Below are 25,040 nucleotides of genomic sequence, written 5' to 3'. Positions count from 1 at the left end.
GTCCCCTCAGCCATGGATCAGCATCCCACCATTGACGTCGATCACGGCGCCGGTGATGTAGCTGGCCAGATCCGACGCCAGGAAGAGATATGCGCCAGCGACGTCGCGCGCGTCGCCTAGCCGGCTGAGCGGGATGCCCTTGATGATGTCGGAGCGCATGGTGTCGGTCAGCCTATCGCCGGTGATGTCGGTTTGGATCAGGCCCGGTGTGACACAGTTGACGCGTATGCCTTCGGGACCGAATTCGCGCGCCATGGCTTTGGCAAGCCCGAGAACGCCCGCCTTGGCTGCTGAGTAATGCGGGCCACCGAAGATGCCGCCGCCGCGTTGCGCTGAAACCGACGACATGCAGATGATCGAGCCGCCGCCATTTTCACGCATATGCGGGATGAAGGCCTGGCTGAGATAGAGCACGCCGCGCAGATTGACATCGAGGATGCGGTCCCAGTCCGCCGGGCCGATGTCCAGTGTCTTTACGGACTGCGTGATCCCGGCAATGTTGCACAACACCTCGACCCTTCCGAACGCTTCGGTCACTTCTGCCGCCGCTCTCTTGCAGGCATCGAGGTCGGCGACATTGCAGGCGAGGCCGATATGCTCGGGTCCAAGCGACGCGGCGGCGTCTCGGGCTTGTTCCTTATCGAGGTCAAGAATAGCAATGCGCGCGCCTTGCTCCGCCATCAGCGTTGCCGTGGAGCGGCCAATTCCCCGGGGGCTCGCGGCACCCGAAATCACCACGGCCTTGCCCTTCAGCAACATGTCAAAGTCTCCTGCTGTTTCAATTGTCTCGGCGGATGGTCTAGAGCCGGTAGTAGCGAGCGGCGTTGTCATGGAACAATGCAAGCCGCTCCTCGTGTGTGTAGCCTTGCGTGATCTCCTTGAAGGCGTTCACGATGGCGTCGAAGCTCGAGAACAGCTTGTCGACGGGGAAGTTCGTCGCGAACATTGAGCGGCCGACACCAAAGGCCGCGATCGCCTCCTCGACATAGGGGCGGATCGACGCCGTGGTCCAGGACCAGTCGCCCATGCCGAGACCGGAGATTTTGCAGGCGACGTTCGGCGCTTGCGCCAATCGGTGCATGCCTTTTTTCCAGGCCTCGAAACGCTCAGGGCCATCGACCTGCATGCCGGTGTGATTGAGAATGATCTGGACGTCGGGAAAGTCGCGCGCGAGCTGGAGAAACTCTTCCATCTGCGGATAATAGAGCTGCAGGTCGAAGCTTAGCCGGCGCGTTGCCAGTTCCCGGAAGCCGCGCCGCCATTCAGGCGTCCGGCTGACCTCTGGCCGCGCCTGATAGGTCTTGGCGGGGTCTGCATGATAATTCATCGACTGCCGGATACCCCTGAAGTTCGGATACTCCATGTGCCGGTCGAGGAGGTCGCCGACATCGGGTTTGGACAGGTCGGCATAGCCGACGATGCCATGCGGAAAGCCTCGCTTGTTGGCGATCTCCTGCAGCCAGCGCGTCTCCCCGACCGGATCGCTGGGATCGAACCCAACGTCCAGGTGCACCGATTTCACGAGGTTCTGGTTCCTGGCGTCCTCAAGATAGTCGTCGAGACGATAGCTCTTGCGGATCGCTTCGTAGTCGCCGAAGGCCGACGGCTTAACCCCGTCGGTCAGCCACGGATAGTAGTTAACTTCCAGGTCCCAGAGATGATGGTGCGGATCGATGAACGGCAGCTCGGCCACGGTCAGGATTCCTCGCTCGGGATCTGGACCCGCCGGCCTCTCCCGGCGGGTCCATTGAGTGGCGGTCAGTTGCTCGGGGGAAAGACGCGGGCGATGACCTTCTTGGCCTCGGGACTGTCAACCTTGTCGGCCGTAACAAGAGGCATGACCAAGGCCAGGTCCTGGGTCACCGGCGCGCCCGTCAGTGCGTTGTAGACCTGTTGGGTTCCATCGATGCCTTGGCCCACCGCCTCCTGGAAGAAGATACCCTGGATCGCTCCCTTCTTGAGCAGCGCAATCGTGGTCGGCGAGCCGTCGGCCACGGTGATGCCGATCTTGCCGGTGAGGCCGCGGGTCTCGACCACCTTTGCGGCGCCGGTACCGGCTTCGTCATACATGCCGTAGATGGCCTTGATGTCAGGATGGGCGGTTAAGAGGTCGTTCGCCTGGGTGACGGCCTCGTTGATCGTCAGACCGCGCGTTTCCAGCATCTGGGCGAGCTCGCAGCCGTCGGCGGCAAACGCCTCCTTGGCGCCCTTGAGGTATTTCTGTGCATTCTCCCGGTCCTGCGGCAGCGACAGCATGCCAACCTTGTTGCCACCACGCTCCTTAGCGAGCTCGCAGGTGAATTTCCCCTGCGCCTTGCCCGTCTCATAGTTGTTCGCGGTGACCGAGGACGTATAGTTTGTGAGGCCCGGTTGCGGCCCGATGCCGGCGAACGCGATCGGCACTTTCTGCTTTGCCAGATAGTCGAGCAGCGGCGGTGTCGAGGTCGAGCTGACGGGGCCGATCACGATGGCCGCGACGCCTTTGGTCACGGCAGTCCGCGCATTGTCCATCTGCTTGGCGGGTGAGTTTTCCGAGGTGTACTCGACATAGTCCATGCCGAGCTCCTTGGCCTTCTCCTTTACGCCGTACCCGACCCATTGCCAGTAGGAGATGTCCAGCGACGGGGCGATGTAGGCGACGGTCTTCTTGTCTTCAGCGTATGACGCGCTGGACACGGCGGCCGCCGCCAACGCTGCAAGTAGTATGGTCTTCAACTTCATCTTGGTTCCTCCCGTTGATGATCTAGATGCGGTTCTTGTTGCTGAAGCGGTCGATCAGTACCGCGAGCAGGATTGCGGCGCCGGTGACCGAGCCTTGCCAGAAGCTGTTCACGCCAATCAGGTTCACGCCGTTCTGGATGCAGGTGATCATCAGCGCGCCAAGCACGGCGCCGATCGCGCTCCCGGTTCCGCCAAAGAGGCTGGCCCCGCCAATGACGACGGCGGCGATTGCCTGCAGCATCAGGCTGGCGCCGGCCGTGGCTTCGGCGTTGAGGATGTAGCTTACCGTCAACAGCCCGGCAAAAGAGGCAAGCAGGCCCGAAGCGACATAGGCCGCAAACTTGATGCGCAGAACCGGAATGCCGAGCAGCCGGGCAGCAATTGCCGACGAGCCGACGGCATAGAACCAGCGTCCGAGCACGACCTTGCGCAGTACGTATTCCAGCGCGACCATCAATATGATGCAGAACAGAAGATGGTTGGGTATGCCGGGAACGATCTCGCCCGAATTCAGGAGCCAGAAGTCCGGCGCGCCGATAGGCATCGAACGTCCGTTGGTGACGATGAAGGCCAGACTGCCCGCCACCGCGTAGGTGATGAGCGTGACGACGAAAGGCGCGAGCCCGACCACGGTGACCAGAAGACCATTGATCGAGCCGAAGACAAGGCCGACGGCCAAGCCGCCAGCGCTGGCGGTCAGTCCGTCAGCGCCACTGGCCATCGCCAGCGCGGTCACCATTCCGGTGAGGGAAAAGACTGAACCGACCGAAAGATCGATGCCGCCGGTGACCACGACCAGCAAAACACCGAGTGACATGATGATGAGAGGCGCGGCCGCCTGGATGATGTTTTGCAAATTGCCCATGCTGAGTGCAGCGGGCACGAACATGCCGACGGCCAGCAGCAGGACGACGATTGCGGCGGCAATCGCGGCTTCCGTGCGGTAGGACACAAGAACTGCTGGGACGCGCGAGTTTGCGGTCCGGAGTTTGTCTGTGGTCGTGGTGCCGTTGGTCGCGTCGGTCATGCCGCCATCCCCGTCAGTTCGGCGAGCCCGTCTTCGGTGTAGTGCTCTTCAGGCAGGAATCCCCTTGGTCGCCCATCAGTGTCGAAGGCAAAAATGGCGTCGCAAAGCTCAAGCAGTTCGACATTCTCGGTCGACCACCAGATGATGATCGCGCCGGCGTCGGCCATCTCCCGGATCAGGGCGTAGATGTCATGTTTGGTGCCGATGTCGACGCCTCGCGTCGGCTCTTCCATCACCACCATCTTGAGCGGCAGTCCAAGCCAGCGTGCGACGAGAAGCTTCTGCTGGTTGCCGCCGGACAGCGAAGCCGGCAGGTCCCAGATCGAGCCGGCTTTCAACTTCAGCGCCGAAACGAGATCACGACATTCCTGCCGCTCGGACGCGGAAACGATCCGCCGCCTCTCGCGAACCCTGCGTGCTGCAAGCACATTATCGACGATGGGAAGCTGCGAAAGGATGCCCTTGGTTGCGCGGTCCCCCGAGACGAAGCCAATGCCGGCGCGCGCCGCTGCCGCTGGAGACGAGGAGCGGTCCGCAAAACCCTCGCCGGAAAGGCGCCAGCCAGCTCCAGGCCCGGCGCCCACAAGGGGAGTTATGAGACCGGTCGGACCCGCGGGTGCGCCGGCTAGTCCCAGGATGGTGCCAGACGAAATCGCGATCCTGACGTCATCGGGGCCGAGGAGTTCGACTGCTGCACCCTGTCGGAGGTGCTTTTGCGGGTTGCGGTGCATTGCCGGACGCTGCGCGGGTTGTCCCATCTGCTGGACGATTTCGGCGTCGCTGAGCAATGCAAGCGGCGTGGCATTCGCGATCGTGACGCCATCGCGCAAGATCGTGCAGACATCGCAAAGCGCGCGGATTTCCCGCATACGGTGAGAAACAAAGACGATGCCGATGCCTTCCTCGTGCACCAACCGCTTCAGCACCGAAAAGAGTTTGGCCGTCTCGCCGGCGGTGAGGTTGGCTGTGGGCTCGTCGAGAAGCAGCACTTCGGCTCCGGTGGAAAGGGCACGAGCGATCTCGACGATCTGGCCTTCGTGAAGGGACAATTTGCGTGCCGGCAGATCGATGATCTCTTCGCCGATCGCTGGGTCGATCAGGCGGAGCGCACCGAGCGCGGTTTCGCGCATGCGGCGACGGCTGATTTGCGACCAGCCCGACCTTGCATGCACGATGCCGATGTTTTCCGCGACCGACAGCTCGGGCAGCAGTGCCAGCTCCTGATGCACCACCGCAATGATCGGGCTGGTGCGGTCGGCCTTGGACGAGGCGAAGCCAATGTCGCCGGCATCGCGTGAGGTCAGCCCCGTGATGATGCGGATGAGAGTGCTTTTGCCGGCACCGTTGCCGCCCAGGAGCGCGTGGATTTCGCCGGCCCGGACCTGAAAACTCACCCCGCGCAGGACCCGTGTTGCGCCGTAGCTCTTCTCGACATTGGAAGCTTCGATCAGAAGCTTTCTGGTCGGTGCCTGTCCAAATCCTGGCACATTGCCGTCACCACCCAAGCTTTGGGCTAAACCCGGTTCCATCCCTGTATCTCCTCCCGAGACCACAGGATCATGGGACCGATTGACATTCGGCTCAATTCTCGTTTCTTAACATTCTGTGTAGCTGAGCTTAACTGACTGACCTGAACGATGTCGGATTTCAAGTTCAATTCGATGACCCATTTCGAGGCGGTTGCGCGCCTCGGCGGCGTGGCAAAGGCTGCGCAGGAATTGCGGGTGACACCTTCGGCGGTCAGCCAGCAGCTGCGGCTTCTCGAACACCAGCTCGGGGTGCGGCTTTTTCAACGCGAAAAGCGCCATCTCTCGCTGACCATCGACGGCGAACGGCTTTTCCAGACCACCACACAGGCCTTCGAATCCATACGCGAGGTGCGAAACGCCATCGTGCGGCAGCGCGAAAGCTTTCAGCTCAGCATCCGCGTCAGTCCTTCTTTCGGCGAGAAGTGGCTGGCACCTCGATTGGCCGAATTCAGCAAGGACTATCCGAGCTGGAATTTGCGGGTCGACGCGACGCCCAATTTCTCGGATTTCGAAACGGAGGTCATCGATCTCGATCTTCGTTATGGCGATGGCGGCTGGGCCGGTCTCTACTCGGATTGTGTTGTCAACGACCTCATCCTGCCGATGTGCTCGCCTTCCTATCTTGCCGAACTGCGCGCGATCTCACCGGATCCTCGCGAGCAGCTTCGCCATGCGCGGTTGATCGACAGTGTGAAGGCCTACTTCCGGTGGGATTATTGGCTGCCGCGCAATGGTATCCAGGGCGCCCGCATGACGTATCCCTATCGTTTCGACCGTTCGTCGATGTCGGTTCAACTGGCGAAGGACGGAGCAGGCGTGGTCCTGGAAAGCACATCCATAGCGTTCGAGGACCTTGTGTCGGGCGCCTTGGTGCCTGTCTCGACCGAGTTCGAGGTCATCGAGTTTCCGGGATACTGGTTGGTCTGCCCATCACGGCACATGAACCGGCGCGCAGTTCGCCTGTTTTCGGAATGGGTATCACGGGTCGGCAAGCGCGATACCGATCTGGCTCGCCAATTTCTGGCGGATAAGGAACTTCGCATATCGTTCGAACGCCGGCCTCATTTCGGCACGCAGGATGACAGAACGGCGCCGATGGCGTGACCTGGAAATGTTGCTAGACGCCGCGCATCACTCGACCTTAAAGCTTGGCCGAGCCGACAGCACCTGGGTGCTAATAGCTTAAATACTGGCTGTTATGTTCAGGGCGCCCAGAAATAGCTTATATTCTAGCCGTTTTGTGTTGCCGGTTCGTCCGGAACCTCTATCAAGTGGATCGTCTTTCCTTCGCAAAGCGAGCCCACTCCGGCTTGCCATTCCCTGAGCATCCTTTCACCGACCCAAGGGAAGCGGGACTCTTCAAAATAGGCCTTCGCCCGTCTCGAAACGTCTGAGATCGTGTCGCAGGTCTGCTCTACGATCTCCGCTACGCGCCCCGGTCGCAGGTTCGCCCGGGTAACGCCAAGCCGATCGAGCCTCTTTCGGTCGGGCCAGGCAGTGGAGCCGTCGAGGGTAAGCGCCATGGCATCGTTCTTAATGTAGGCCCTGGTCGTGATGAGGTCATACACGGGAGCCAGCCTTACCGGACTTTCCGCGTCTTTGTAGACGATGCCAAAATTCTTCAGGTGGGCATCGCCATTGCGGATGGCGCAGTTAATCACAAACAGGCGGAAGGCCACTTCCAATGACCCGACGGCATTTTCGGGAGAGACGAACTCCTTGATCCGCTTGAAGAGCTTTGTTTCGTATCCTCCGTTGTACTTGTCCTTGCTGGTTACGCCGTTCAGCACGCAGAAGTCCTCATATCCGAGGTACAAGCCGTCGGTTAGGTCGAATCTCTCGACCACGAGGGCGAGACCATCCTCGGATAGCCGGAAGTCCGGCACGTCGAGACCGACTTCCTGGGCTGCCATAAGGCAGAAGAATTCGTTTGCCGCCAATTCGGGATACTCGTCGGGGTCCCACATTTTGACGATGTGGGTAGCTCCGCGGACGCTGAGGGACTCACGTCCGTCTGACTGCTCATCCTCCCTGGCTCGCACCAGCACCTTCGGCTGCACTCCGGCCACCCCTGAATGGACTGCGTATGTTTCCAGGAGCTCGTTATAGAGATCGCCCGCCCGACGGGCGCGCAGCAGGTCGTCAATGCTTCGGAAAGGGACATCCTCCACCAGTTCCTCTTCCATGCCAGTGAAGCGGATGCGGCCGATTTGCGACCGACCGACGACGGCCAGCAGGTCGATGTCGTCGAAGCGGCCCAATGCCTTGGCGAAGGCCGTCCGGATCTTCCCTTCAAGGGCTCCCTCCGGCAGGTTCATGTCGAAAATGGGAAGGAGGCCGAACTCCGAATTCCACGATTCGGTCCGTTTGGGCATCGTGAGCGACACGGCGTCACGGTCGTCGGCCTTTACGTCGTACACGAAAGTCGAACCACGCTTGCCGGACCTGTCCAACACGCCGACTGGCTTGCTACCTACCCATACGCGGAGCATCGTCTTCCTCCATGATGTCTTCGAGCGTGGGCCGCTTGTTGTTGAAGGTCGTCAGCCGGAAATCCAGCCCTACGATGTTCATGAGCGTGAGCACGCCTTTGAAACCCATGTCGGATACCCTGCCGTTCTCAAGCGCCTCGATCCTCGCCCGACTCACCCCAGAAAGTTCGGCGAGCTTTTCCCGTGTCAGCTTGCGCTGCTTTCTGGCATTCTTGATCTCGTTGCCAAGGTCGATCAGATCGATCATTTTCGCCTCACAAAATAGCTGTTTTGCGGATTTTGCGAGAGAATAGCTTACATACTGGCTGTTTTCAAGATTGCATCAGCCTAAAACTCGGGCTGCGGCATCACACCGATCATGATCAGCATGTCGAACATTCTCATCCCATCATCGGCATGCCGCTCAAGGATGCGTGGCTCGATGGTAAGGACGTTCCAGTGCAGGTCGTGCCATCTATGCCGTTCGTATGCAGCGCTATCCAAGGTCTTTGACGGGACGGGGTCGGCGCTACTTCACGTCAGGATTTGGTGCGCGAAGCATGGGTTTCGAGCGGTTGCCAACAGCCATGCCTGAACCTTCGATGTCGCAAACCACACATCTTGGGGTCAAGGCGAAGCGCGGCGGAAATTCGCCCCGTCGAGCACCGGTCGCACAAGGGGCTTAACAACCGGGCGGAAAACTCCCACGTGCCGCTGCGAAAATGTGAGCGGACGATGCAGGCTTCCGATCACCGGGAAGCCTTCAACGCTTCGTCTCGATGTTCTCCACCATCCGCAATCTCTTCGTCCCACCCCGTTCAAAGCGCTGCGCTCTCGCCACACATATTCATCGTCTGCTTGCCATGGCGGAATGGAATGCCGTGACCGCCGGCGTCTGAGGTCGACGGCATTGGCATCATCGCGGCCGTTATCAGACAACGTGACATCGCCCCAGCAGCATTTCCTCGACCAAGCGCAGGCTCAGGGGGAACCGATAGTAGAGCCAGACCGCATGAGCGAGGATCTGGGATGGGAAACGGTGGCGCTTGTAGCTGATGACGGGCGTATTCATGCCAGCGCGCTTATGCCACAAATCGCTCACAGCGAGTTAAGTTGATAAGGCCCGTCGAGGTCCTCTTCGACCACCCCCGCCGCATACAACTGGTCCAGCAGATCGGCGACTGCAAGGGCGCTCGCTCCGTCCGTTGCGACCCGCATAATAAGCTCCGAGGCTGTGCAGTTGCCGTACGCGATCAGATCGCCAACGGAAATCGGAACGATCTCGTCGAGCACCCGGTGTTCCATGTTGCGTGAGCGGAGATGGAAGTACCCGTTCCCTGCCTCGTATTGCAGATCTCCGCGGAAGCGGATCGGCCGGTTGGGAGGTGGGCTTTCGAACATATGCTCGTCGATGATGCACTGCAGCCCTTCCCGGAACTCGTCGGGCGTGCTGAAGAAACGTTCGTCCACGATACGGTACCCGAGAGGCCAGCGTTCACTACCCGGTACCGGCGTTACCAGTTGTATACGTCCTTGCCGCATATTTACGAGGAAGCCGGAGACGCAGGCGATCGTCGTGGGATAGTCCCCCGACAAGGCGAGTGCATCATCTCTGTTGGCTGCCTGGAGTTTCTCCTGCCGCTTGCGTGCGCGCCCGGCAAAAGCCTTTGTGGTCGGCCCCTCTTTGCCCTGCAGGACGAGTTCGACCCCCATCAGGTCCTCGGGCGAAAACGCCGCGTGAATCTGATTGAGATGGTTCGTGCTCAGCACTGAGAAACGATTCGTTACGCTACCGTAACGTTTGAACAGTTCAAGCACGCGCGTGGTGAGCGCCTGATCCTTAAGCGGGGCGGCCGTCGTCGTTTGTGGCAATGCGCCCGTGATTTGATAGTGGTCGAACAGAAAGCGGTCGTAGTCCGGGTTATCGATCGGATCTGTGGCCCAGTAGCAGAAGCCAGTGCGGGCTGCCGAACCAAACATCTCGCTCGCGACTCCGACCACACCGCGCCAAACCTCGGCATGCTCCTCGCTGTACTCATAATAGCCCTTGAAGCGGTCGGCCGACAAGCCGCAGAACCAGCAACCGACGGAACAGCCTTCACTCAGCTCGAAAGCGATGATGGGGTGCGTGATCGACGGCGCCAATTCGCCCAGTTCGTCGTTACAGCGCCGGATTTGGCGCTCGCGCCAAGCGTGGAAGCGAGGGTTGACTGTCAACATTTCGCCCTCGGCGCGCAGGAGGTGGCGATGGCGCAACATCTCGCCCATGTACTCGTCCCACATCATAACCAGCGGCCACCTGGCAGCCTCCGGCTCGAAGCGGTGCTCCACGTAGTCCCCGCACCAGAGCGGCAGCATCTCCATTGGGTCAACTTCGATGCCGTAGCGCTCTGTTACCGATCGAGGGGCCTCGATGTTCTCCGAAAGGGCCGTGCGGAACTTCCTGTCGCCGGCCAGCCGCTCCATGAAGCGCTTGACGTGTGGCAACATTCGGCGGTCCTCCAGCGTTCGCTGGGCAAAGATTTGTTGCCAGTCTTCGCGGGGCTTCGGGTCAACCCTTGAAGTGGCCTGTTGTACGCCCGATGGCATGATCGCATCCCTCGACGCGGGTTGCTTTGATGTTACTTTAGGCCGGCTCGACCGAGCCAATGCGGTTAGGTTGCGACCAAAACAGCAATTACGACAACTAATACGACCGCAGCGACTCCAGCTCTTCCGTCGATTTGCGCAGGGCTAGCGGAATTAGCCAACGCAGTGGTCTGTACAAAGCTGGTCAAGGCCGGAACGCTCGAACCACACTTGCGGCCTGCAATCGCGCTGAGCTTCTTCGTACTGGACTTGTGCCGGCTGTTCGATCGGATGTAACTTTTAACCTCGTCAAGCGTGATGTTGTAGTTGAGGCTCTTTCCAATCGCTACGATCGATGCAAGCCCTCCAGCGCGTCGTTTGAGATTTTCAAGCGGACTGCCTTTTTTTCCTAAATCGTTGACGAATCGCTCTAAGTCAGTTTTCCGCATGACGAATTCGTGCCTTTGCTCGATGTTGCCTAACTATCCATCTCGCTCTCACAAGCGGATGATGATCCCGTGAACGTGCAAGCGCCGTACCAACCTCAAAATCCTGACTTTGCGCGTTGTCTGACAGTATGCATTGTCAACTTGCCGACTTTTTGGGTTGCGAATCGACAATTGGCCCGCTCCGCGCGGATGCGGGTGAGGAGCTCGCCCCAAACCTAGCCCGCCGTCATTGGGGGGCGAGATCAAGACGCAAGATCCGCCTGCACCTGTCGACATCCTGCCCCGATCAAGGCATCCTGCGCATCGTTCTCGATCGCATCCCCAACTCGTGACATAGCCGACGGGGCGCCGGACGCCCCGCAAACGAACCCGCTGACCTCTCCGCAAACCCCGCCTTCCATCACAACGGATTATCGCCGGCGCCCGTGAGGCTTGTGAAAAAGCACCGCAAGGGGAAACCACATCGCCGCTTCAGGCCCCCAAAAACTCATCGCCGTGCATCAAGGCGGCTAGGCGATCCTGCGCTCCATCCACGAGGGTGCGCGCGACATGGCCCGTGATATCGCCGCGGTGGGGCCAGATGATCCGTGAGGGCAACGCAACGCCAGCATGGCTGGCCAACGATTTCAATACGAGTCGTGACACGCTTTGCTCGTGGCGCAGGTCATCAAGCTCGGCTCGAGGCCGTGGCGGGATCCCCCCCGCCAATTGTCGAGATCGCGCCCAATCCGCCGATCGCCGTCGATGAGAGTGACCGAATAGCCCCGATGCAGCGCGACGGATGCGAGGGTGCGCAGCATCGTCGATTTGCCAGTGCCGCCCTTTGGGATCGCAGCGGAGATGATCATGGGGGCCTCCTTCCGCGTAAGCTCCTTGTGTTCATGTTACCATGGAAACAAGTCATCATGGACACATGAAACAAAATCACGGTCGAAACATGGTGACATTGTCGACGGGGAAGACTGGTTTGGCAACCCAGGCGCGCATCGATAGAGGCTCGCTCAAGGGGCAGTTTTTGCGCGGCTGCTGTCTTCAGGAAGGAAGGGGTCCGGTGGCCCCGTCGACTGCGCATTTCCGACAAGCTTTCCGGCTGCCCATCGTCCAACGCGCGCATCATAGGGCCTTATCAACTTAACTCGCTGTGAGCGATTTGTGGCATAAGCGCGCTTCGAGCTGCCCATCACCACGACCCCGATCGGCGCCATCGCCCGACTTGAGCATGCCCTCGACAATTTCGAAAGCGAGCAGGAGAACTATCGCCGACGGCTCGCCGGTGCGCAAAAGCGCCTCGCCTCGTACAGGCCGCGGGTTGGCGAAGCCTTCACCTTCGAAGCCGAATTGACGCTGAAGCGCGAGCAACTGGCCGAGGTCGAGGCTGGTCTCGCCAGCGACAAGGACGACGCCGACAACGGAAGCGGCGGTGCGGCTGATCGGAAAGCAGCATAGGCTTTCTATCTCGACAGGCGGTTCTCGTCGTCGATCAGGATCACGCGGGCCGGGGCTGCATCGCCCCATTTCCAAAGCACCAGGTTAAGATCGTCGGCGGCAGCACCGGAGGCGAAGCTCCTTACCAGCAAGCCATGATAGCCGCCGGCGATCAGCCGTCGGGCGAAGGCCTGCGTTCGTGCTCCCCCGCTCGCCTTCATCTGGTCGCGCCATGTTTTGTCGGCGAGTGCGGCAGCATCCATGCCCTCTGCCTTGAGCGCGAGATCATCCCGACAATCGAACACACCATTGATCTCAGCGTCGTAGGAGACCAGCGTCGTCGGCTGGAGATTGCCGACCTGGTTGGCTTCGCGTAGGGCCGTCATCACCGACAGCGACGCATAGAGCGCGGGGAGGCCCTTCGGATTGAATCGTCCACCGTAGAGTTCCGCGCCCCGCCCCGACAGCGGCTCGCGCGCATAGATCGGATTCAGCGCCCGATAGAGCTTTCCACGATACAGCACCCGTTTCAGGCGTGCACGCCGGCGTCGACCGCGTCGACATAGTCCAGCACATCGTCGGCGCGGCCGCTGCGCACGAGCTGCATGGCCGTCTGACCCGAGAAGCCAGGCAGTGGCTCGGAGCGATACCAGGCATAAGCCATTAACTGCGAACCGAAACGCGGCTCGACCTTGTTGATCACCTCAACCATCTCGCGCAGCCGGCGCTGGGTCTTGTCCGACCGGATGCGATCCTTGCGCTGGACCGCGTCCTTGCCAAGCCCCGCGGTTCGGGCGACTTCCTCGCTGGTCGTGCGGAATGCTTCCGCGATTTTGCGCGGCGCGAAGAGGCCGTTGTCGGAATACTGGACGAGACCCATAGCCATCTCCTGCGGTTGTCGATGCCAATTTCTGTGACGCAATATAGCGTCTGTCGGTGCGGCATTCAATGGAAATAGTGAGACTTGGAGGGAGGGAGGGAGGGAGAAAATCTGGTTCGCCGATCGGCCGACCCGGTGGCGCTGAAGCTCAACCGCGCCTCTCGCGAACCCGGCCGCGGCGTCCGCGCAGGGCTGTGAGCCCCGCTTGGCCGGCCGGGCAGGGATGCTCGCCCGCAGTTGCACCGGCTCGTCCGCTCCGCGTGCCGGGGGGTGTCTTCGAGATGAAGACGAGGAGATCGCCAGGTCGCAGGACAGACGAACCAGCCCTGGTCGAAGGGCGATGATCGACTGGACGAAGCGCCGGCATCCGTCCCGGCTGCCGTAGCGGATCGACTTCCCCTGGCGGGTCTGGCCGAACCGTAGTGCTGATCCCCGGGCTCGTCTCGGCGGCGATGACCTCAAGGCAATCCTTCGCGCGTGCTATGAGGAAATTGACGAGGCGTGGGATCGCTTCGATGCGGGTCGGCCATCCTCGCCACGAGCGGCCCGGTCGATGGCGTCGATCCCGAACTTTGTGGGCTGGTCCGGGCGCTTGCTCGAGTGGATGACGGCGTCCTGCCGTCCCGCACGCTTGCGCTCCGCAGCCAGGTCAGCATGTCGGCGGTCAACTGCCATGGCGGGCTTCGTCATCTTGGCGGCTATCTTCACCTGACCGGCGAAACGGTCGTCGCATTCTTCATCGCGCTTTCAAAGCACTCCGCGCGTCAAAGGGCGACTATCGCTTCCGTCGAGAAAGCCATCGTGATTGACACCAGAGGGCTGCGCCTCCGCGCCAAAGATACACCCAAAATGCAAGGCGCAACCAAAAAGATTGAAGAATCAGCGGCATCCGGCCAACAGGACACTTGACGCATAACCTAAATTAACCGCCGCACCCTGCCGATCAGTTGGAGGCGTTCCGTGAGCTTCACGAGGAACGCGGATGGGGTGCGGAGGAAATCGCCGCCCGATTCGGCATTACCGCGCATGTCGTGAGGCAGCGCCTGCGGCTCGGCGCGGTCAGCCCCAAGCTGATGCAGGGTCTACCGAGACGGAGAGCTGACCCTTGACCAGCTGATGGCCTTCGCCATCACCGACGATCTCGCCCGGCAGGAGCAGGTTTTCGAAAGCCTCACCTACAATAGAGCCCTACATCATCCGCCGCGAACTGACGCGGACGCATTTTGCAGCGAACGACCGGCGAGCCGTCTTCATCGGCGCGGAAGCCTACATGGACGCGGGTGGCGCCATCCTGCGCGACCTGTTCACCGAGGATCGTGGCGGCTTCTACGAGGATGCCGCGTTGCTCCACCACTTGGTGATCGAGAAGCTGCAAGGCATCGCCGAAACCGTCAGGCACGCTGAAGCCTGGAATGGGCAGACGTCCATATCGACCACCCGCACGCAAACGGCGGGGCGCGCCAGGATCAAATCCACCTGACCGGTCACATAAAGTCATCCTCGTACGAGTATCTGGGTGAACTTGGTTTGCTGTTGGTATCACTGCTCCCGTTATCCTCAGTTCTGCAGAGATAGAGCGGAGATTTGCCTGCTCGCTGCCATTCACCGGCACTGTTCTTCGTCCACTTTTCAGGATGCTGGCTAGGATCAAGCACCATGTCGCCCTCATCCACCTCAACGAACCCCATCGCGGCCGCGCGGGCTTGTGCTTCTGGATTAGCAGCGCGCCAATTCAGTAACGGTCGGTCGCCGTCTTGCCGAAGTTGATGCTCCAGTAGGATGTCGCCTGCATTCTCCACTAGTGGATGAGTGACCTGTAGATCCACAATCGAGGTGACTTCGGTTCGGCCAGGAAATTGTCGCCTCCAACTTTCGGATTCGAAGTCAGTCATTCTGAAGCCGCCTTCCGTTCTCATCAGTCCGGCACTTTCACTTCCCAATTGGTAGCTAAAATATCGTGCGTGCTCAGTATCTCGACGAAAACCGTATTGGCTAGCAACGTCCGCAGTGCGAGAGGCTCGGGTCGATACGAAGTCGGAATACACTTGTGGATTACCAGCAATGTGCTTGATTTCATCGCCATGAAATTTCCTCACTTTCTCCCTGAAAGCAGACCTGTCGATCTCCACCACTGGAGGTCTGGGTTGCAGGGAATAGGCCTGTGTTGCCGCCGAAGACGAGCTACCGATGGGATCCGATCCGGTTAAGTGCATCCGGTCAAACATGTCCTCGAATTCTTGGCTTGCGGCGTCCGTTTGCCTGGAGGCACTCCGCGCGTAGCGGATATCGGACGAGACACCGATTCGATTATACATGCCGATTTCGCTCCTTTTGCAATGAGTTAAGGCTGGCCAGACTGCAGCAGGCCTCAATAGATCGCTTGTTGAGGATTAAGTGACGATGGATTGTCCGGCTTCAGAAAAACGAACCGGACTGACTTTGACGGTAACTTCAATCAACTACAGATGACGACGGTCGAGTGATGCACCAAACCTATACTAGGCCGGCGGCGATAAGTGTTTTTGCGACAGGCGCGAAGAATTGTTTAGGGACGGCGTCGCTGAGCTTCATTGTGCTGATGAGCTGATGGGCAAGCACATGATCATCGACAATGTGGACACGTAGTGACCGCGCCTCATTTAACATGTCTGAAGCAGCATCGCCCTCTGCGCGGCAAACCAAGATCGGTATCCCGATCTCGTCGCGAACGTAACGCAGACCGACCAATATTCCATTCCCTTTGAAGACCAAGTTGGCCCGGTGCACCCCAAGCGGAGGTTCGCCAGCAGACTCGTCGCGGACGCGACGCCGCTCACTCTTCAACTCGGGCGCGCCTTGTTGTTCCTTCACCTCGCGCATCACCTCGGTCTTGGTCATGCGCATTTCGCGCATAAACAACGCACGCTGGACCAGAAGATCGATGAGTCCGCCGATAAGAAGTGCGCCGGCGCCAATCTCGCTCAGCAGCTTCGCCTGTGTAAACACGAGGCCGACGCAGCCCATGCCACAGACCGGCAAATAGACCATCGTCTTCCACGTGCCGAGAAGGAAGACGAGGAAGATTGCGCTGAGAACCACGAATTTGAAAAATGTCTTGCCAACCTCCACTGCAGAGCGCGCAGACGCCATGCGCTTCAGCCCTTGAAACGGGTTAATCTTGTCGAAGTTGAACGTCATAGACTCTAGTGAGAAGACAAAGCCACCATTGGCTACCAATCCTGCCAGAACTACGGCGGCGACCAGGCTTCCAAGCAGCGGCCCTACAGTATTCAGTATAAGTTCTGCCAGCAGGACCAATGCTTGCCCCACCGCGAGATCGAAAGGCAGATTCTGCAGATTGTCGGCTAACAGTAGCGCTTCCTGACATTTGTCTTGGATCACATGCCCCCTTAGCCAGATGTAGCCGAACCCAACGCAAGTGGCGGCCGCGCGGGCGAAATCGGCGCTACGTGGAATCTGCCCCTTTTTTCGCGCTTCGCTCAGCTTCTTCGGGGTTGCGGGGTATGTCTTCTCTTCACTCTCATCGCTCATTTTAGCAGCCCGTCGAACCACTCAAGCGTGCCATTCGCTTGTGTAATCTCCAGTTTCATCCCCTCGATGAGAAAGGCGGTATACGTAACCATGATGATCGGAAAACCGATATTCTTGATCGTTGGGGATAGTTGGCTCGACTTGAACTGCGGCGCAAAACGCCGCAGTATCATCATTGATATGTCAACAAGCAGCAGAAAGGACACCACAGGCCCGGAGACCAACAATGTCGTGCGCATGATGTGGTCGAGGAGACTTAGCACCTGCATTGCTCCTTGCGCGCTCATTGTAGGGTGGAACCGATACACGGGCCAGATCTGGAAGCTGCCGTAAAGCGCGCTGATTACGGCCTCCAGGCCTCCTGATGCGACGAAGATGGTAATTGCAGTGATTCCGAGGAACACACCCATAGCGGAAGCCTGGCTGTTCGTCGCCGGGTCGGACGGAGCGGACGGGCTGGTAATGCCACGCTGGTTGTCGATAAACTCGCCGGCCGCCTGAAGGCTCCATAACGGGATGCCGAGAAAAGTGCCAAGCAGCAGGCCGACAAATACCTCCTTCAATCCGAGCAGAGCCACCTGGATCATGCGTGTTTCAGGATCGAGTGCCTGCAGCCCGTCACTGACGTGTACGATGCATGGTAGTGCGAAGGAAACAGCCAGGCAGCTGCGGACCAGTCCGCCGATCTGAGCCCGTGCAAACAACGGAAGAACCATCATAATGCTTATCGTGCGGGCCGTGCCGAGGCCGCCTGCAACGACAAGTTCGATCGCCGCATGGATCAGGACTTGAATCTCTGCCGATGACGGATACATGTGGGGCTAGTAGCCAGGTGTCATTGTGGGAAAGTCGGTAAAGATCTGGTCGGCCAGCCCAATGAGCGGGGCGCTTAGCACAGGGGCAGACAGGCTAATCACCGCGATCACGACCAAAAGCTTCACGGTGAGCGGCAAGCTCTCGTCCTGGATCTGCGTTGCCGCCTGGATGATGCCAATGATGAGGCCAACAATCACGGATGCAATGAGCGGTGGCAGAATCCAGATCATGAAAACCACCAAGGACTGGCTCATAAAAGTGACAATACTGGATTGAGTGATAATCAACCTCCCGGTGTGGCGTAACTCAACACAAGTCCGTGCATCAATCTCGACCAACCATCAATGGCAACAAACAAGAAGAGTTTGAACGGGACAGATATGACTGTCGGCGATACCATCGACATGCCCATCGCCATCAAAATCGTCGTTACGACAAGGTCGATGACGATAAAAGGAAGATAAAGAAGGAAGCCTATTTCAAACGCACGCTTGAGTTCTGATATTAGAAAAGATGGTATGAGAATGGCAAAATCATCAGGTGTGGTTTTGGCACGCATTTCGTCGGGCCAGAGCTTCTCGGTCGAGGAGAGGAAAAAACGGCGCTGCTCATCATTTGTGAACTTCTTGAGATATTCGTGCATGGGCTCGCTCCCCGTTTTAGCGGCGTTTACCCAGTCATCCAACGTTTGATAGCGGAGCTTCGGATCGGTCATCCGTTCATAGGTCTGTTCAATAACAGGCGCGCTGACGAAAATGGTGAGGATGAATGCCGCAGCATACAACACTATGTTCGGCGGTATCGTCTGAGTACCGAGCGCATTGCGGACGAGAAACAGAACAACCGAGACCTTTACAAACGCCGTGGTTGTTACCACTACTAAAACAAGCAGGCCAAGGCCCGCTGTCACCGCAAGAAGCGATAGAATTGCCGGCTGGACCTCAGTCATGGGATGCCAACCTGCCACGGAGCCTGACGCCGAGCTGATCTCCGATCCGCACGATGTCGCCACGCCCGATACGCCGACCATTGGCAAGTATGTCGACTGGACCTTCGATCGGTCGACCAAGTTCGAAAATATGGCCTTCGCCGGCGCTCCGCAATTCGCCAAGAGGCATCGGCCAGCGGCCGCATTCGAAGACAAGCACGAGCTCCACATCGTCCAGATCAGCTTCCGACGGTTCTTGCTGCAATTCGAATTGTGTCGTCATATGCGTATTCTCCAAGGGCCAAGACTGGGGGAAAAAGGGCCCCCGCAGGATCAGGTGGTCGCCCTCAATATCTGCCCCGGCCAATAACCGGCCCACGGATAGAGCAATCTGGCCGTGGCCGAACGGCGACACGTCTGGCAACAAAGCATCACCGACGCTTGCCTTGCGAAGAAGCGCGGCCGGAATGCAAAGCGTGCCGATGCGCCCTGCAACCATGACCGGCAGCTCTGGGGGTAGCTCGCGTGGCTGTCTCGATAACAGGCCAACCAATTTGCCGAACGTGCGGAAAACAGACGGCACCAAGCCATCTAAAGGCGAGAACAAGAACAGATGGCCCTTGCCATTGACCGGCCCGAAGGTGATATCAAGTCCTAGATAAGGAGCCACTGTCATCGCTTCGCGAACATGCAACAGCTGCACGTTTGCTTGCGTCTGCTCCTCCAGTCGGGCGACGAGCGGCTCGAGTGCAAATTCGAGAATGAGCGAAGCAGTAGGCTCCGAAGGGAAAGCAAGGCCGCTTTGCACGGTCGTGACGAGCGCCTCTACAAGCCGTCGCGACAACGACAAGACGATCGTTTCAGCTCCCACGCGCCACACGCAGTCAAGCATTGGAATGGCGGAGGCTGGTTCCTGCCGCCAGACAATCCCATCCATGCGAACCGACAGCGGCTGATCGCTGATGCGGCTCTGAAAGGGCTTACGGGTGGCCGCTATATCATTGACCCACGAGACAACCTCGTGGGACAGCGTTAGCGCCGGTTCAAATAAAGTAGGTGTGACCACTGTGGCTAGCTCTATCGGATTTCGTTGTCCGACATTCGGGCCAGCGAATCCCTGCCATATCGAAGTGACATCTCATCATCAGCCTCTATTTCGCCTGCGGCCTCCGAATGAATATCAACGGCGCGCCGGACGTCATCGTCGATTTGTTGCCACTTGCGCCTTGCCGCCGAACGTCTGACCCATAAGGCCCTCGTCTCGGACGCCGCTGTCTCGGCCTTTGTTTGGGTGGCGCGCGCATCATCAAGCGTTTGGCGTCTGGTGTTGACCACAGTCGCAAGCCGCTCAATGTGAAGGTGGTGATGGTCGAGTGCTGCGCTCGACAAGGTGTCGATCGACATCAGCTCCTGGTAGTGATCCGCTTCGGCCCTTGCGCAATGCTGCTGTGCGATTGCGAGCCCGTGGGAGGCATCCTGTACGGCTAAGGCGGCCATACGGCACTCGGCTTCCTTCTCGGACAGCTCCCTAAGGGCACTACGCTCTTGCATATCCTTCAGAAGCCGTAACCTCGAAGCGTGAATACGATTCACGCGGTCAGACGCGACATCCATGCCACCGTTTCCTCAAAATCCGACGCCTCGCCTTCGCTCTGCTGCAAAAACTCCCTCAGTTCGCCAATCGAGGCGACAGCCCTGTCCGTTAGCGGATCGCCGCCTTGCTTATATTCGCCGACGTTGATCAAAAACTCCGTCTCGGCATAGCGCGAGAGGAGATCACGGAAGACGGATGCAGCCTTGCGATGCGCCCCGGACACGACCGCGTCCATCACGCGGCTGCGGCTCTGCAGTACATCAATAGCGGGAAAATGCGATCGCGCCGCGATAGCGCGTGACAGCACGACATGGCCGTCGAGAATGCCGCGCGATTCCTCCGCGATGGGATCGCCTGTGCCATCACCTTCGACAAGTACGGTATAGAAGGCCGTGATTGAGCCGTGCTCACCCATGCCGGCACGTTCCAGTAGGCCCGGCAACATGGCAAAAACGGAAGGCGGAAAGCCTCGCCGGGTCGGCGGCTCGCCCGCGGCAAGGCCTATTTCGCGCATGGCGCGGCAGAAGCGCGTCAGTGAGTCCAACATGAGCGCAACGCGTAGCCCTTGTTCGCGAAAGTATTCCGCGAGTGCGGTTGCCATAGGGGCACATTGCGCCCGCTCCACAGCGGAGCGGTCGGAGGTTTCAACGACAACAACCGCGCGGCGCAGACCCTCCTCCCCAAGATGCCGCTCGATGAATTCACGAACCTCACGTCCACGCTCTCCTATGAGCGCCACAATGATAACGTCGGCGGCAGCGCCTTTTACGATCTGCGACAACAAGGTCGACTTGCCACAGCCAGGCTCGCCATAAATGCCGATCCGCTGGCCTTCGCCGCATGTGAGCAGACCATCCAGTGCACGGACCCCGAGCGGGAACGGCAACTCGACAATACGCCTTGTCATCGGATTGGGCGCCCTGCCGTGCAGCGGCCGCGTTTCGGCGGTCTTGATTTCGCCTTTGCCATCAAGCGGGCGGCAACGGCTATCAACCACACGGCCAAGCAAATCCTGGCCTACTGGTACTTCACGCATACGTCCAGTGGATATGACCTCTGCGCGGCTGGACAGGCCCATCAAGTCACCGATTGGCGTGAGCAACACCTCGTTGTCCAACAAGCCGATCACCTCGGCTTCGAGCGACAGGCCAGTCCGCGTATCCTGCAGTAAACAGAGTTCGCCAATCCGCGTGTCTGGCAGGACAGCATGGACGAGTGTCCCGACAGCCCGCGTGACCCGCCCGCGTACGACACGCGTGTCGATTTGCTTTGCTGTAGACCTCAAAGACGCGATCGCCGGATCGTGAACCCGGCTGCCGGCGAGATTATTATGCTGCGGCACCGGCGTGATCACGCTTCGCCGTCTTCGTGTTGCAACCCGAAGCCAAGGCGCAGTGCGCGCAACTGTGCATCAAGTCCAAGATCGACATTGCCATACTCGCTCCACAGCACGCACTGTTGCGGCGACAAGGCCGGATCCGGATCGATGCGAACCCTCGGCCGGCCCTCCCGCCCGTCGCATTCAGCAAACGCACGCGCGAGCAAATCGACTTGTGTGGGACACACATGAAGGCAAACTTCCGCGCCGCTATATTTGCGCTCGATCGCGTGGCGAACCGCTTTCACCAACAGCTCGCCCGGATCGAAAGCACCCAGTAGATCGGTTAGGATTTCTATTACCAGCTGTGGCAATTCCTGCTCCAGAGCCGCCTTTCGTCGCCCGACATCGGAGGCTGCCCGCGCAACCAATCCTGTCATTTCCTCCGCGCCTGCTTGCAAGCCCTCAGCATGGCCGCGCGCCCGCTCACGCTCATAAGCTGCGCGTATATGGCTGCGAACCCGCTCTTGATACCGTTTTGCTGCGTCAAGTGCTTCTGTGGCGTTGTGCCAGATATCGAGCTCACGCCCCGGTATCAGTGGTCCGACTGGGCGCATCTGCGGCGCGCCGCGTGCTGCGGAAACATCGGCTGTCATATCACCGGAACTCCGTCTCAAGATGGGCCAGGACAAGCGAAAACAACTGGCCCGAAGCATTCCTATGTTCGGGCGCAGGGTTCTCGGTGGCGGTCCCGACGGGCAACCGCAGAAGCACGCGTTTACGCTCAAGCGCCGAACTGTCATCGAGCCAAGCGCCAAGGCAGGCATGTCCATCGTGCTCAATTTGCTGCGCGAGTTTTTCCGGATCAGCAATCAAGCTGGTTTCAATCGCATGCGCCAGGTGTCGGATGCCAAACGCGTGAGCATCCTCGCCGATATGTCCAATAAGCGCGGTGAGGTGAGGCTTTGAAACGAGCTTCAGCAGCGAACGGGCATGCCAGATACTCCCGGCAAGGAGAGCAGCCCGACGCGGATCATATCCGCGCAGAAGATCCGGCCCCCAGCCGCTTCCGTTCGAATCCATTTGATTGTCAAGCAGCAATTCTGCCAGTCTTGGTTGCAGCCTGAGACACTTCTGCAACTGCACCAATGTGGGAGCCGACAACGCCGGATCAAGACATGCGGCAAGACGAGTTGGATGAGCCGAAGCAGCAAGATCGCTCAGGCGTACGGAACGCAAATGAATCTCATGATCACGCTCGGCGGTCTCAACTGTCGGCATCTGGGTATATTACCTATGCCCTATAGCCGATGAGCTTTTTGCGAATAGCCTCGACGGCTGACCCACCGGGGCGGCCCTCGACCTTGGCTAGTTCGCCCGATGGCTGCCTGCGCCGACGCCTTAGAACACTGGCCAGAAGACAGCACGCCACTGCGAACACAGCCGCGGCAACACCCGTCACGATTGCCAGAAGTGGCGCTGGATCGGATCTCGGTGCTTGGGCCGAAACAGTCGCCTGTAGAGGCTGTTGCTCATATGTGGACGGTTCCACCGGCACCAAAACCACTTCGACCTTTTCGTAGGACAGGCCTTCGATGCTGTCAGCGACGAGCATCTTTATCTTGGGCAGCAGAGCTGAGATGTTTGCTTTCGCGTCATGCCGGATGAAAACCGAGGCCGAGGATGGCGTGCCGCCCGATCGTAACAGGTCGTTGTTCGGCAGAACGACATGAACACGCACCGAGAAGACGCCATCGATATCGCTGATCGTTCGCGACAACTCTTCGCTCAGGGCATAGACGTAGCGGGCATGCTCCTCGGTCGGCGAGGCAATCAGGCCTGATCCGCTGAAAATCTCCCCGAGGTTCTTGAAAGATTGGCGGGGCAAGCCCTTGGCATTCAGCAGGTTGATTGACCGCGCAAGCAGCTTCTCGTCGACCTGGATCGTGCTGGTCCCATCTTTAGCGGCAACTCGGACCGCATCAACTCCATTGTCAATCAGAAGAGCGACCATCTCATTCGCCTCGCGCTCCTGTAATTGCGTATAGAGGTCGACCTTGCACCCACTCAGGGCGAAGAGAAGTGGCAGCACGACAAAATGAAGCGATCGCCAACCAGGCGGGCGACTACGCATGATCTCGCCATGGGCCAAGCCAGTCATGCGGGCCGTTCATCCCTCTTTCAAGAGCTTGTTCACAGATGAGGTGATGCCGCTGACCCCTTTGGATATAAGGGAAACTTGGGTGACGCCATTGTAGACATCACGCAGATCAGTAATCATCGATTCGAAATCATGTCCTGTCTGCGTTCCGGGTGCCCCACTTTCGACTGGGAGCTTCTGTGTCGGCTGAGCGAGAGCGTCCTTCTGCAGGGCTAGATGATGGTCAAACGCTGCAGACGTAACTGCGCTGTTACGGTACATTGAAGAAATCGTCTCGAGCACGCGGTCGCCCAGTGGGCTTGTCGGTGCAGCTGCGCGTTGAACATCCAACTGTGCGGCAACTGGCGCCGCTCCCGCATGCGCAGAAGCGGTATCGTTTTTCATCGTGGCTGCCGCCTGCGCTAGCGCGCGATCGAACTGGGCCTGTTCGCCCAATGACGGTGAGGCGACCCGGGGAAGAGAATCCGTCAGACTGGCAGCGATCGAAGTGACAGGCGTCATCATGCAATACCCGATTGTTTTCTCTCTCACGCAGGATGAGCCGAGCCGGTTGTTACCCGCTGTTGTGTCGATGCCTACAGAGGCAAGCTGACAACAAGCTGACAAAGGTCACGGTTAATCATTTAAAAAGTCACATAGCGGCCTTTAGTGACTTGTGAGAGTTTCAGCCTTTGGTTTATCAGGACGACATGTCAAGAACGCTCATCCGATCCACGATCCTGCACAGCTTGAAGAGACTCCTGTGCCTGGGGTTTTTTTTCTCCATCGGAATTCACACAACTCTCGCCGTCCCTCTGTCGCTGCCCTCCACACCCTATAGGTATACAGTTCTGGATCAGGATCTCTCTGCCGCGTTGCAGGACTTCGGGGACAACCTGAACATCACGATCAACATCAGCCCCGAGGTGAAGGGGCGGATTCGCGGGCGCATGCCAGATTTGCCACCGCGCGAGTTCCTCGACCGGTTGACCAAGGTGTACGATCTCCAATGGTACTATGATGGGCTTGTGCTCTATGTAACTGCCGCACATGAGGCGCAAACGCGGATGCTTGTGTTGACTTCGATTCGCTTCGAAGCGTTCAAGGCGGCTCTCGATAAATTTGGCATCTCGGATAACCGCTATGTCGTGAGACCCGCGCCGGGAAATGGCCTCGTCTTGGTTTCCGGTCCGCCGCGCTTCATCGCTCTCGTGGAACAGACGTTCAATGGCCTCGTGGCGGAGGCGCAGGCGCATCCTCACGTCGCGCCGCCGCCGACGAGGGGATCTGTGATGATATTGTTTCGCGGCTCCTCCACCATGGTCGTCCGCGATGGGCAACCAGAAGCCTCGTATTCTTCTGTCGTGCCACAGCAAGATGGCGCGAAGCCCGAGCTGAGTCAGAAATGATATCTATGGATCGCCGCAGTTGGCCGGAGAAGGCATCAACAGCAACCGCATCCTAATTGAGAATTTCTTTCCAATTCGTCAGGTTCTCGAAAGCTAAACCGCTCATCGTGGGATTCATGATCTCAAACGATCACTGGCCGTTGTGCAGAGTTGAACCTACGAGCCATCAAGGAGCGGAGCAATCAAAGTGGGCAAGGGGCGAGTTGGCATCCCGGCCAATGCTTGGATTTGTTA

26 protein-coding genes and 4 pseudogenes are annotated in these 25,040 nt (G+C 59.1%); 5 read left to right on the top strand and 25 right to left on the bottom strand.

All coding sequences use genetic code 11. The features are described from left to right. Positions 1–6: 6 nt before the first annotated feature. The 5 genes from AC04SG_RS19320 to AC04SG_RS19300 all read right to left on the bottom strand — a co-directional run bounded on the left by AC04SG_RS19320 (position 7) and on the right by AC04SG_RS19300 (position 5,277). The gene (locus AC04SG_RS19320) at positions 7–759 is read right to left on the bottom strand and encodes an SDR family NAD(P)-dependent oxidoreductase (protein ID WP_488552339.1); all 753 of its coding nucleotides are present in this window, start codon (positions 757–759) and stop codon (positions 7–9) included. Positions 760–799: 40 nt separating this feature from the next. Further along, a complete protein-coding gene (locus tag AC04SG_RS19315) occupies positions 800–1,693 on the bottom strand; it encodes an amidohydrolase family protein (RefSeq protein ID WP_488552338.1) in 894 nt (297 codons plus the stop codon). A gap of 65 nt (positions 1,694–1,758) precedes the next feature. Continuing rightward, on the bottom strand, positions 1,759–2,721 hold the full coding sequence (locus AC04SG_RS19310; protein WP_488552337.1) for a substrate-binding domain-containing protein: 963 nt from the start codon (positions 2,719–2,721) through the stop codon (positions 1,759–1,761). Positions 2,722–2,743: 22 nt separating this feature from the next. Continuing rightward, positions 2,744–3,748: an ABC transporter permease gene (locus tag AC04SG_RS19305; RefSeq protein WP_488552336.1), complete on the bottom strand. Its 1,005-nt coding sequence runs from the start codon at positions 3,746–3,748 to the stop codon at positions 2,744–2,746. After that, positions 3,745–5,277, bottom strand: a complete 1,533-nt coding sequence (locus AC04SG_RS19300; protein ID WP_488552335.1) for an ATP-binding cassette domain-containing protein — start codon at positions 5,275–5,277, stop codon at positions 3,745–3,747. Before AC04SG_RS19300 ends, AC04SG_RS19305 begins: the two co-directional genes overlap by 4 nt. 108 nt (positions 5,278–5,385) lie before the next feature. On the opposite strand from AC04SG_RS19300, the gene AC04SG_RS19295 reads away from it, so the two are divergent. Then, positions 5,386–6,381, top strand: coding sequence for a LysR substrate-binding domain-containing protein (locus tag AC04SG_RS19295; RefSeq protein ID WP_488552334.1), 996 nt, complete (start codon positions 5,386–5,388; stop codon positions 6,379–6,381). 125 nt (positions 6,382–6,506) lie between these two features. Here AC04SG_RS19295 and AC04SG_RS19290 read toward each other — a convergent pair whose 3' ends face one another. Both AC04SG_RS19290 and AC04SG_RS19285 read right to left on the bottom strand, forming a co-directional pair. Beyond that, on the bottom strand, positions 6,507–7,769 hold the full coding sequence (locus AC04SG_RS19290; protein WP_488552333.1) for a type II toxin-antitoxin system HipA family toxin: 1,263 nt from the start codon (positions 7,767–7,769) through the stop codon (positions 6,507–6,509). Then, the gene (locus tag AC04SG_RS19285) at positions 7,747–8,016 is read right to left on the bottom strand and encodes a helix-turn-helix domain-containing protein (protein ID WP_488552332.1); all 270 of its coding nucleotides are present in this window, start codon (positions 8,014–8,016) and stop codon (positions 7,747–7,749) included. The genes AC04SG_RS19290 and AC04SG_RS19285 overlap by 23 nt, the downstream gene beginning before the upstream one ends. Before the next feature lie 377 nt (positions 8,017–8,393). Here AC04SG_RS19285 and AC04SG_RS19280 point away from each other — a divergent pair. Further along, positions 8,394–8,647 (top strand): annotated as a pseudogene (locus AC04SG_RS19280) (DDE-type integrase/transposase/recombinase); the annotation flags it as partial. Positions 8,648–8,694: 47 nt separating this feature from the next. Here the strand turns inward: AC04SG_RS19280 and AC04SG_RS19275 are convergent. The 6 genes and pseudogenes from AC04SG_RS19275 to AC04SG_RS19250 all read right to left on the bottom strand — a co-directional run. Beyond that, a pseudogene (locus AC04SG_RS19275) lies at positions 8,695–8,820 on the bottom strand (IS6 family transposase); the annotation flags it as partial. A 26-nt stretch (positions 8,821–8,846) separates the two neighbouring features. Beyond that, complete coding sequence (locus AC04SG_RS19270) at positions 8,847–10,337, bottom strand: radical SAM family RiPP maturation amino acid epimerase (RefSeq protein WP_488552331.1); 1,491 nt, start codon at positions 10,335–10,337, stop codon at positions 8,847–8,849. 65 nt (positions 10,338–10,402) lie between these two features. Then, the gene (locus tag AC04SG_RS19265) at positions 10,403–10,765 is read right to left on the bottom strand and encodes a hypothetical protein (RefSeq protein WP_488552330.1); all 363 of its coding nucleotides are present in this window, start codon (positions 10,763–10,765) and stop codon (positions 10,403–10,405) included. Positions 10,766–11,511: 746 nt separating this feature from the next. Further along, a pseudogene (locus AC04SG_RS19260) lies at positions 11,512–11,613 on the bottom strand (hypothetical protein); the annotation flags it as partial. 603 nt (positions 11,614–12,216) lie between these two features. Then, positions 12,217–12,714, bottom strand: a complete 498-nt coding sequence (locus tag AC04SG_RS19255) for an RES family NAD+ phosphorylase (protein WP_488552329.1) — start codon at positions 12,712–12,714, stop codon at positions 12,217–12,219. Positions 12,715–12,719: 5 nt separating this feature from the next. Then, entirely contained in the window at positions 12,720–13,070 is a 351-nt protein-coding gene (locus AC04SG_RS19250) for an MbcA/ParS/Xre antitoxin family protein (RefSeq protein ID WP_488499292.1), read from the bottom strand. A gap of 600 nt (positions 13,071–13,670) precedes the next feature. On the opposite strand from AC04SG_RS19250, the gene AC04SG_RS19245 reads away from it, so the two are divergent. Together AC04SG_RS19245 and AC04SG_RS19240 are read left to right on the top strand one after the other, a co-directional pair. Then, on the top strand, positions 13,671–13,979 hold the full coding sequence (locus tag AC04SG_RS19245) for a hypothetical protein (RefSeq protein ID WP_488552328.1): 309 nt from the start codon (positions 13,671–13,673) through the stop codon (positions 13,977–13,979). 23 nt (positions 13,980–14,002) lie between these two features. Beyond that, a pseudogene (locus tag AC04SG_RS19240) lies at positions 14,003–14,531 on the top strand (ParB/RepB/Spo0J family partition protein); the annotation flags it as partial. Positions 14,532–14,554: 23 nt separating this feature from the next. Here the strand turns inward: AC04SG_RS19240 and AC04SG_RS19235 are convergent. The 12 genes from AC04SG_RS19235 to AC04SG_RS19180 all read right to left on the bottom strand — a co-directional run bounded on the left by AC04SG_RS19235 (position 14,555) and on the right by AC04SG_RS19180 (position 23,922). Beyond that, complete coding sequence (locus AC04SG_RS19235; protein ID WP_488552327.1) at positions 14,555–15,385, bottom strand: Effector protein NopP; 831 nt, start codon at positions 15,383–15,385, stop codon at positions 14,555–14,557. 178 nt (positions 15,386–15,563) lie between these two features. After that, a complete protein-coding gene (locus AC04SG_RS19230; protein ID WP_488552326.1) occupies positions 15,564–16,601 on the bottom strand; it encodes an EscU/YscU/HrcU family type III secretion system export apparatus switch protein in 1,038 nt (345 codons plus the stop codon). After that, entirely contained in the window at positions 16,598–17,416 is an 819-nt protein-coding gene (sctT, locus tag AC04SG_RS19225; protein ID WP_488552325.1) for a type III secretion system export apparatus subunit SctT, read from the bottom strand. The genes AC04SG_RS19230 and sctT overlap by 4 nt, the downstream gene beginning before the upstream one ends. A 6-nt stretch (positions 17,417–17,422) precedes the next feature. After that, positions 17,423–17,671: an EscS/YscS/HrcS family type III secretion system export apparatus protein gene (locus AC04SG_RS19220; protein WP_488552324.1), complete on the bottom strand. Its 249-nt coding sequence runs from the start codon at positions 17,669–17,671 to the stop codon at positions 17,423–17,425. A 29-nt stretch (positions 17,672–17,700) separates the two neighbouring features. Then, positions 17,701–18,366, bottom strand: coding sequence for a type III secretion system export apparatus subunit SctR (gene sctR / locus AC04SG_RS19215; protein ID WP_488552323.1), 666 nt, complete (start codon positions 18,364–18,366; stop codon positions 17,701–17,703). Further along, on the bottom strand, positions 18,359–19,411 hold the full coding sequence (gene sctQ, locus AC04SG_RS19210; protein WP_488552322.1) for a type III secretion system cytoplasmic ring protein SctQ: 1,053 nt from the start codon (positions 19,409–19,411) through the stop codon (positions 18,359–18,361). Before sctQ ends, sctR begins: the two co-directional genes overlap by 8 nt. An 11-nt stretch (positions 19,412–19,422) precedes the next feature. Continuing rightward, positions 19,423–19,959: a hypothetical protein gene (locus tag AC04SG_RS19205; protein ID WP_488552321.1), complete on the bottom strand. Its 537-nt coding sequence runs from the start codon at positions 19,957–19,959 to the stop codon at positions 19,423–19,425. Continuing rightward, positions 19,935–21,293 (bottom strand): type III secretion system ATPase SctN, encoded by a 1,359-nt coding sequence (sctN, locus tag AC04SG_RS19200; protein WP_488499300.1) that lies wholly within the window; start codon positions 21,291–21,293, stop codon positions 19,935–19,937. The genes AC04SG_RS19205 and sctN overlap by 25 nt, the downstream gene beginning before the upstream one ends. Further along, positions 21,290–21,913 (bottom strand): type III secretion system stator protein SctL, encoded by a 624-nt coding sequence (gene sctL, locus AC04SG_RS19195; protein ID WP_488552320.1) that lies wholly within the window; start codon positions 21,911–21,913, stop codon positions 21,290–21,292. The genes sctN and sctL overlap by 4 nt, the downstream gene beginning before the upstream one ends. A gap of 1 nt (position 21,914) precedes the next feature. Continuing rightward, positions 21,915–22,538 carry a nodulation protein NolU gene (locus tag AC04SG_RS19190; protein WP_488552319.1) on the bottom strand — a complete coding sequence of 208 codons (624 nt, stop codon included), beginning with the start codon at positions 22,536–22,538 and terminating at the stop codon, positions 21,915–21,917. Between the two features lie 13 nt (positions 22,539–22,551). Then, positions 22,552–23,418 (bottom strand): type III secretion system inner membrane ring lipoprotein SctJ, encoded by an 867-nt coding sequence (gene sctJ / locus AC04SG_RS19185; RefSeq protein WP_488552318.1) that lies wholly within the window; start codon positions 23,416–23,418, stop codon positions 22,552–22,554. A gap of 9 nt (positions 23,419–23,427) precedes the next feature. Further along, positions 23,428–23,922 carry a nodulation protein NolB gene (locus AC04SG_RS19180; protein ID WP_488552317.1) on the bottom strand — a complete coding sequence of 165 codons (495 nt, stop codon included), beginning with the start codon at positions 23,920–23,922 and terminating at the stop codon, positions 23,428–23,430. A gap of 185 nt (positions 23,923–24,107) precedes the next feature. Here AC04SG_RS19180 and AC04SG_RS19175 point away from each other — a divergent pair, with 185 nt between their 5' ends. Beyond that, entirely contained in the window at positions 24,108–24,806 is a 699-nt protein-coding gene (locus AC04SG_RS19175; protein ID WP_488552316.1) for a secretin N-terminal domain-containing protein, read from the top strand. Positions 24,807–25,040: the final 234 nt, after the last annotated feature.

The sequence above is a fragment of the Mesorhizobium sp. CNPSo 4684 genome (genome assembly GCF_057784315.1).
The sequence above is the reverse complement of the archived record's forward strand: the minus strand, read 5'-3'. Positions and strand labels throughout refer to the sequence as shown.

Excerpts from the sequence above, each read along its gene's own strand:
- AC04SG_RS19265 (WP_488552330.1), bottom strand. The coding sequence starts at position 10,765 with ATGCGGAAAACTGACTTAGAGCGATTCGTCAACGATTTAGGAAAAAAA.
- sctJ (WP_488552318.1), bottom strand. The coding sequence starts at position 23,418 with ATGACTGGCTTGGCCCATGGCGAGATCATGCGTAGTCGCCCGCCTGGT.
- AC04SG_RS19175 (WP_488552316.1), top strand. The coding sequence starts at position 24,108 with ATGTCAAGAACGCTCATCCGATCCACGATCCTGCACAGCTTGAAGAGA.
- AC04SG_RS19270 (WP_488552331.1), bottom strand. The coding sequence starts at position 10,337 with ATGCCATCGGGCGTACAACAGGCCACTTCAAGGGTTGACCCGAAGCCC.
- AC04SG_RS19310 (WP_488552337.1), bottom strand. The coding sequence starts at position 2,721 with ATGAAGTTGAAGACCATACTACTTGCAGCGTTGGCGGCGGCCGCCGTG.
- AC04SG_RS19320 (WP_488552339.1), bottom strand. The coding sequence starts at position 759 with ATGTTGCTGAAGGGCAAGGCCGTGGTGATTTCGGGTGCCGCGAGCCCC.
- AC04SG_RS19250 (WP_488499292.1), bottom strand. The coding sequence starts at position 13,070 with ATGGGTCTCGTCCAGTATTCCGACAACGGCCTCTTCGCGCCGCGCAAA.
- AC04SG_RS19285 (WP_488552332.1), bottom strand. The coding sequence starts at position 8,016 with ATGATCGATCTGATCGACCTTGGCAACGAGATCAAGAATGCCAGAAAG.
- AC04SG_RS19205 (WP_488552321.1), bottom strand. The coding sequence starts at position 19,959 with ATGGATGTCGCGTCTGACCGCGTGAATCGTATTCACGCTTCGAGGTTA.
- AC04SG_RS19235 (WP_488552327.1), bottom strand. The coding sequence starts at position 15,385 with ATGTATAATCGAATCGGTGTCTCGTCCGATATCCGCTACGCGCGGAGT.
- sctL (WP_488552320.1), bottom strand. The coding sequence starts at position 21,913 with ATGACAGCCGATGTTTCCGCAGCACGCGGCGCGCCGCAGATGCGCCCA.
- AC04SG_RS19300 (WP_488552335.1), bottom strand. The coding sequence starts at position 5,277 with ATGGAACCGGGTTTAGCCCAAAGCTTGGGTGGTGACGGCAATGTGCCA.
- AC04SG_RS19305 (WP_488552336.1), bottom strand. The coding sequence starts at position 3,748 with ATGACCGACGCGACCAACGGCACCACGACCACAGACAAACTCCGGACC.
- AC04SG_RS19230 (WP_488552326.1), bottom strand. The coding sequence starts at position 16,601 with ATGAGCGATGAGAGTGAAGAGAAGACATACCCCGCAACCCCGAAGAAG.
- sctR (WP_488552323.1), bottom strand. The coding sequence starts at position 18,366 with ATGACTGAGGTCCAGCCGGCAATTCTATCGCTTCTTGCGGTGACAGCG.
- sctT (WP_488552325.1), bottom strand. The coding sequence starts at position 17,416 with ATGTATCCGTCATCGGCAGAGATTCAAGTCCTGATCCATGCGGCGATC.
- AC04SG_RS19290 (WP_488552333.1), bottom strand. The coding sequence starts at position 7,769 with ATGCTCCGCGTATGGGTAGGTAGCAAGCCAGTCGGCGTGTTGGACAGG.
- AC04SG_RS19220 (WP_488552324.1), bottom strand. The coding sequence starts at position 17,671 with ATGAGCCAGTCCTTGGTGGTTTTCATGATCTGGATTCTGCCACCGCTC.
- AC04SG_RS19190 (WP_488552319.1), bottom strand. The coding sequence starts at position 22,538 with ATGCCGACAGTTGAGACCGCCGAGCGTGATCATGAGATTCATTTGCGT.
- AC04SG_RS19180 (WP_488552317.1), bottom strand. The coding sequence starts at position 23,922 with ATGATGACGCCTGTCACTTCGATCGCTGCCAGTCTGACGGATTCTCTT.
- AC04SG_RS19295 (WP_488552334.1), top strand. The coding sequence starts at position 5,386 with ATGTCGGATTTCAAGTTCAATTCGATGACCCATTTCGAGGCGGTTGCG.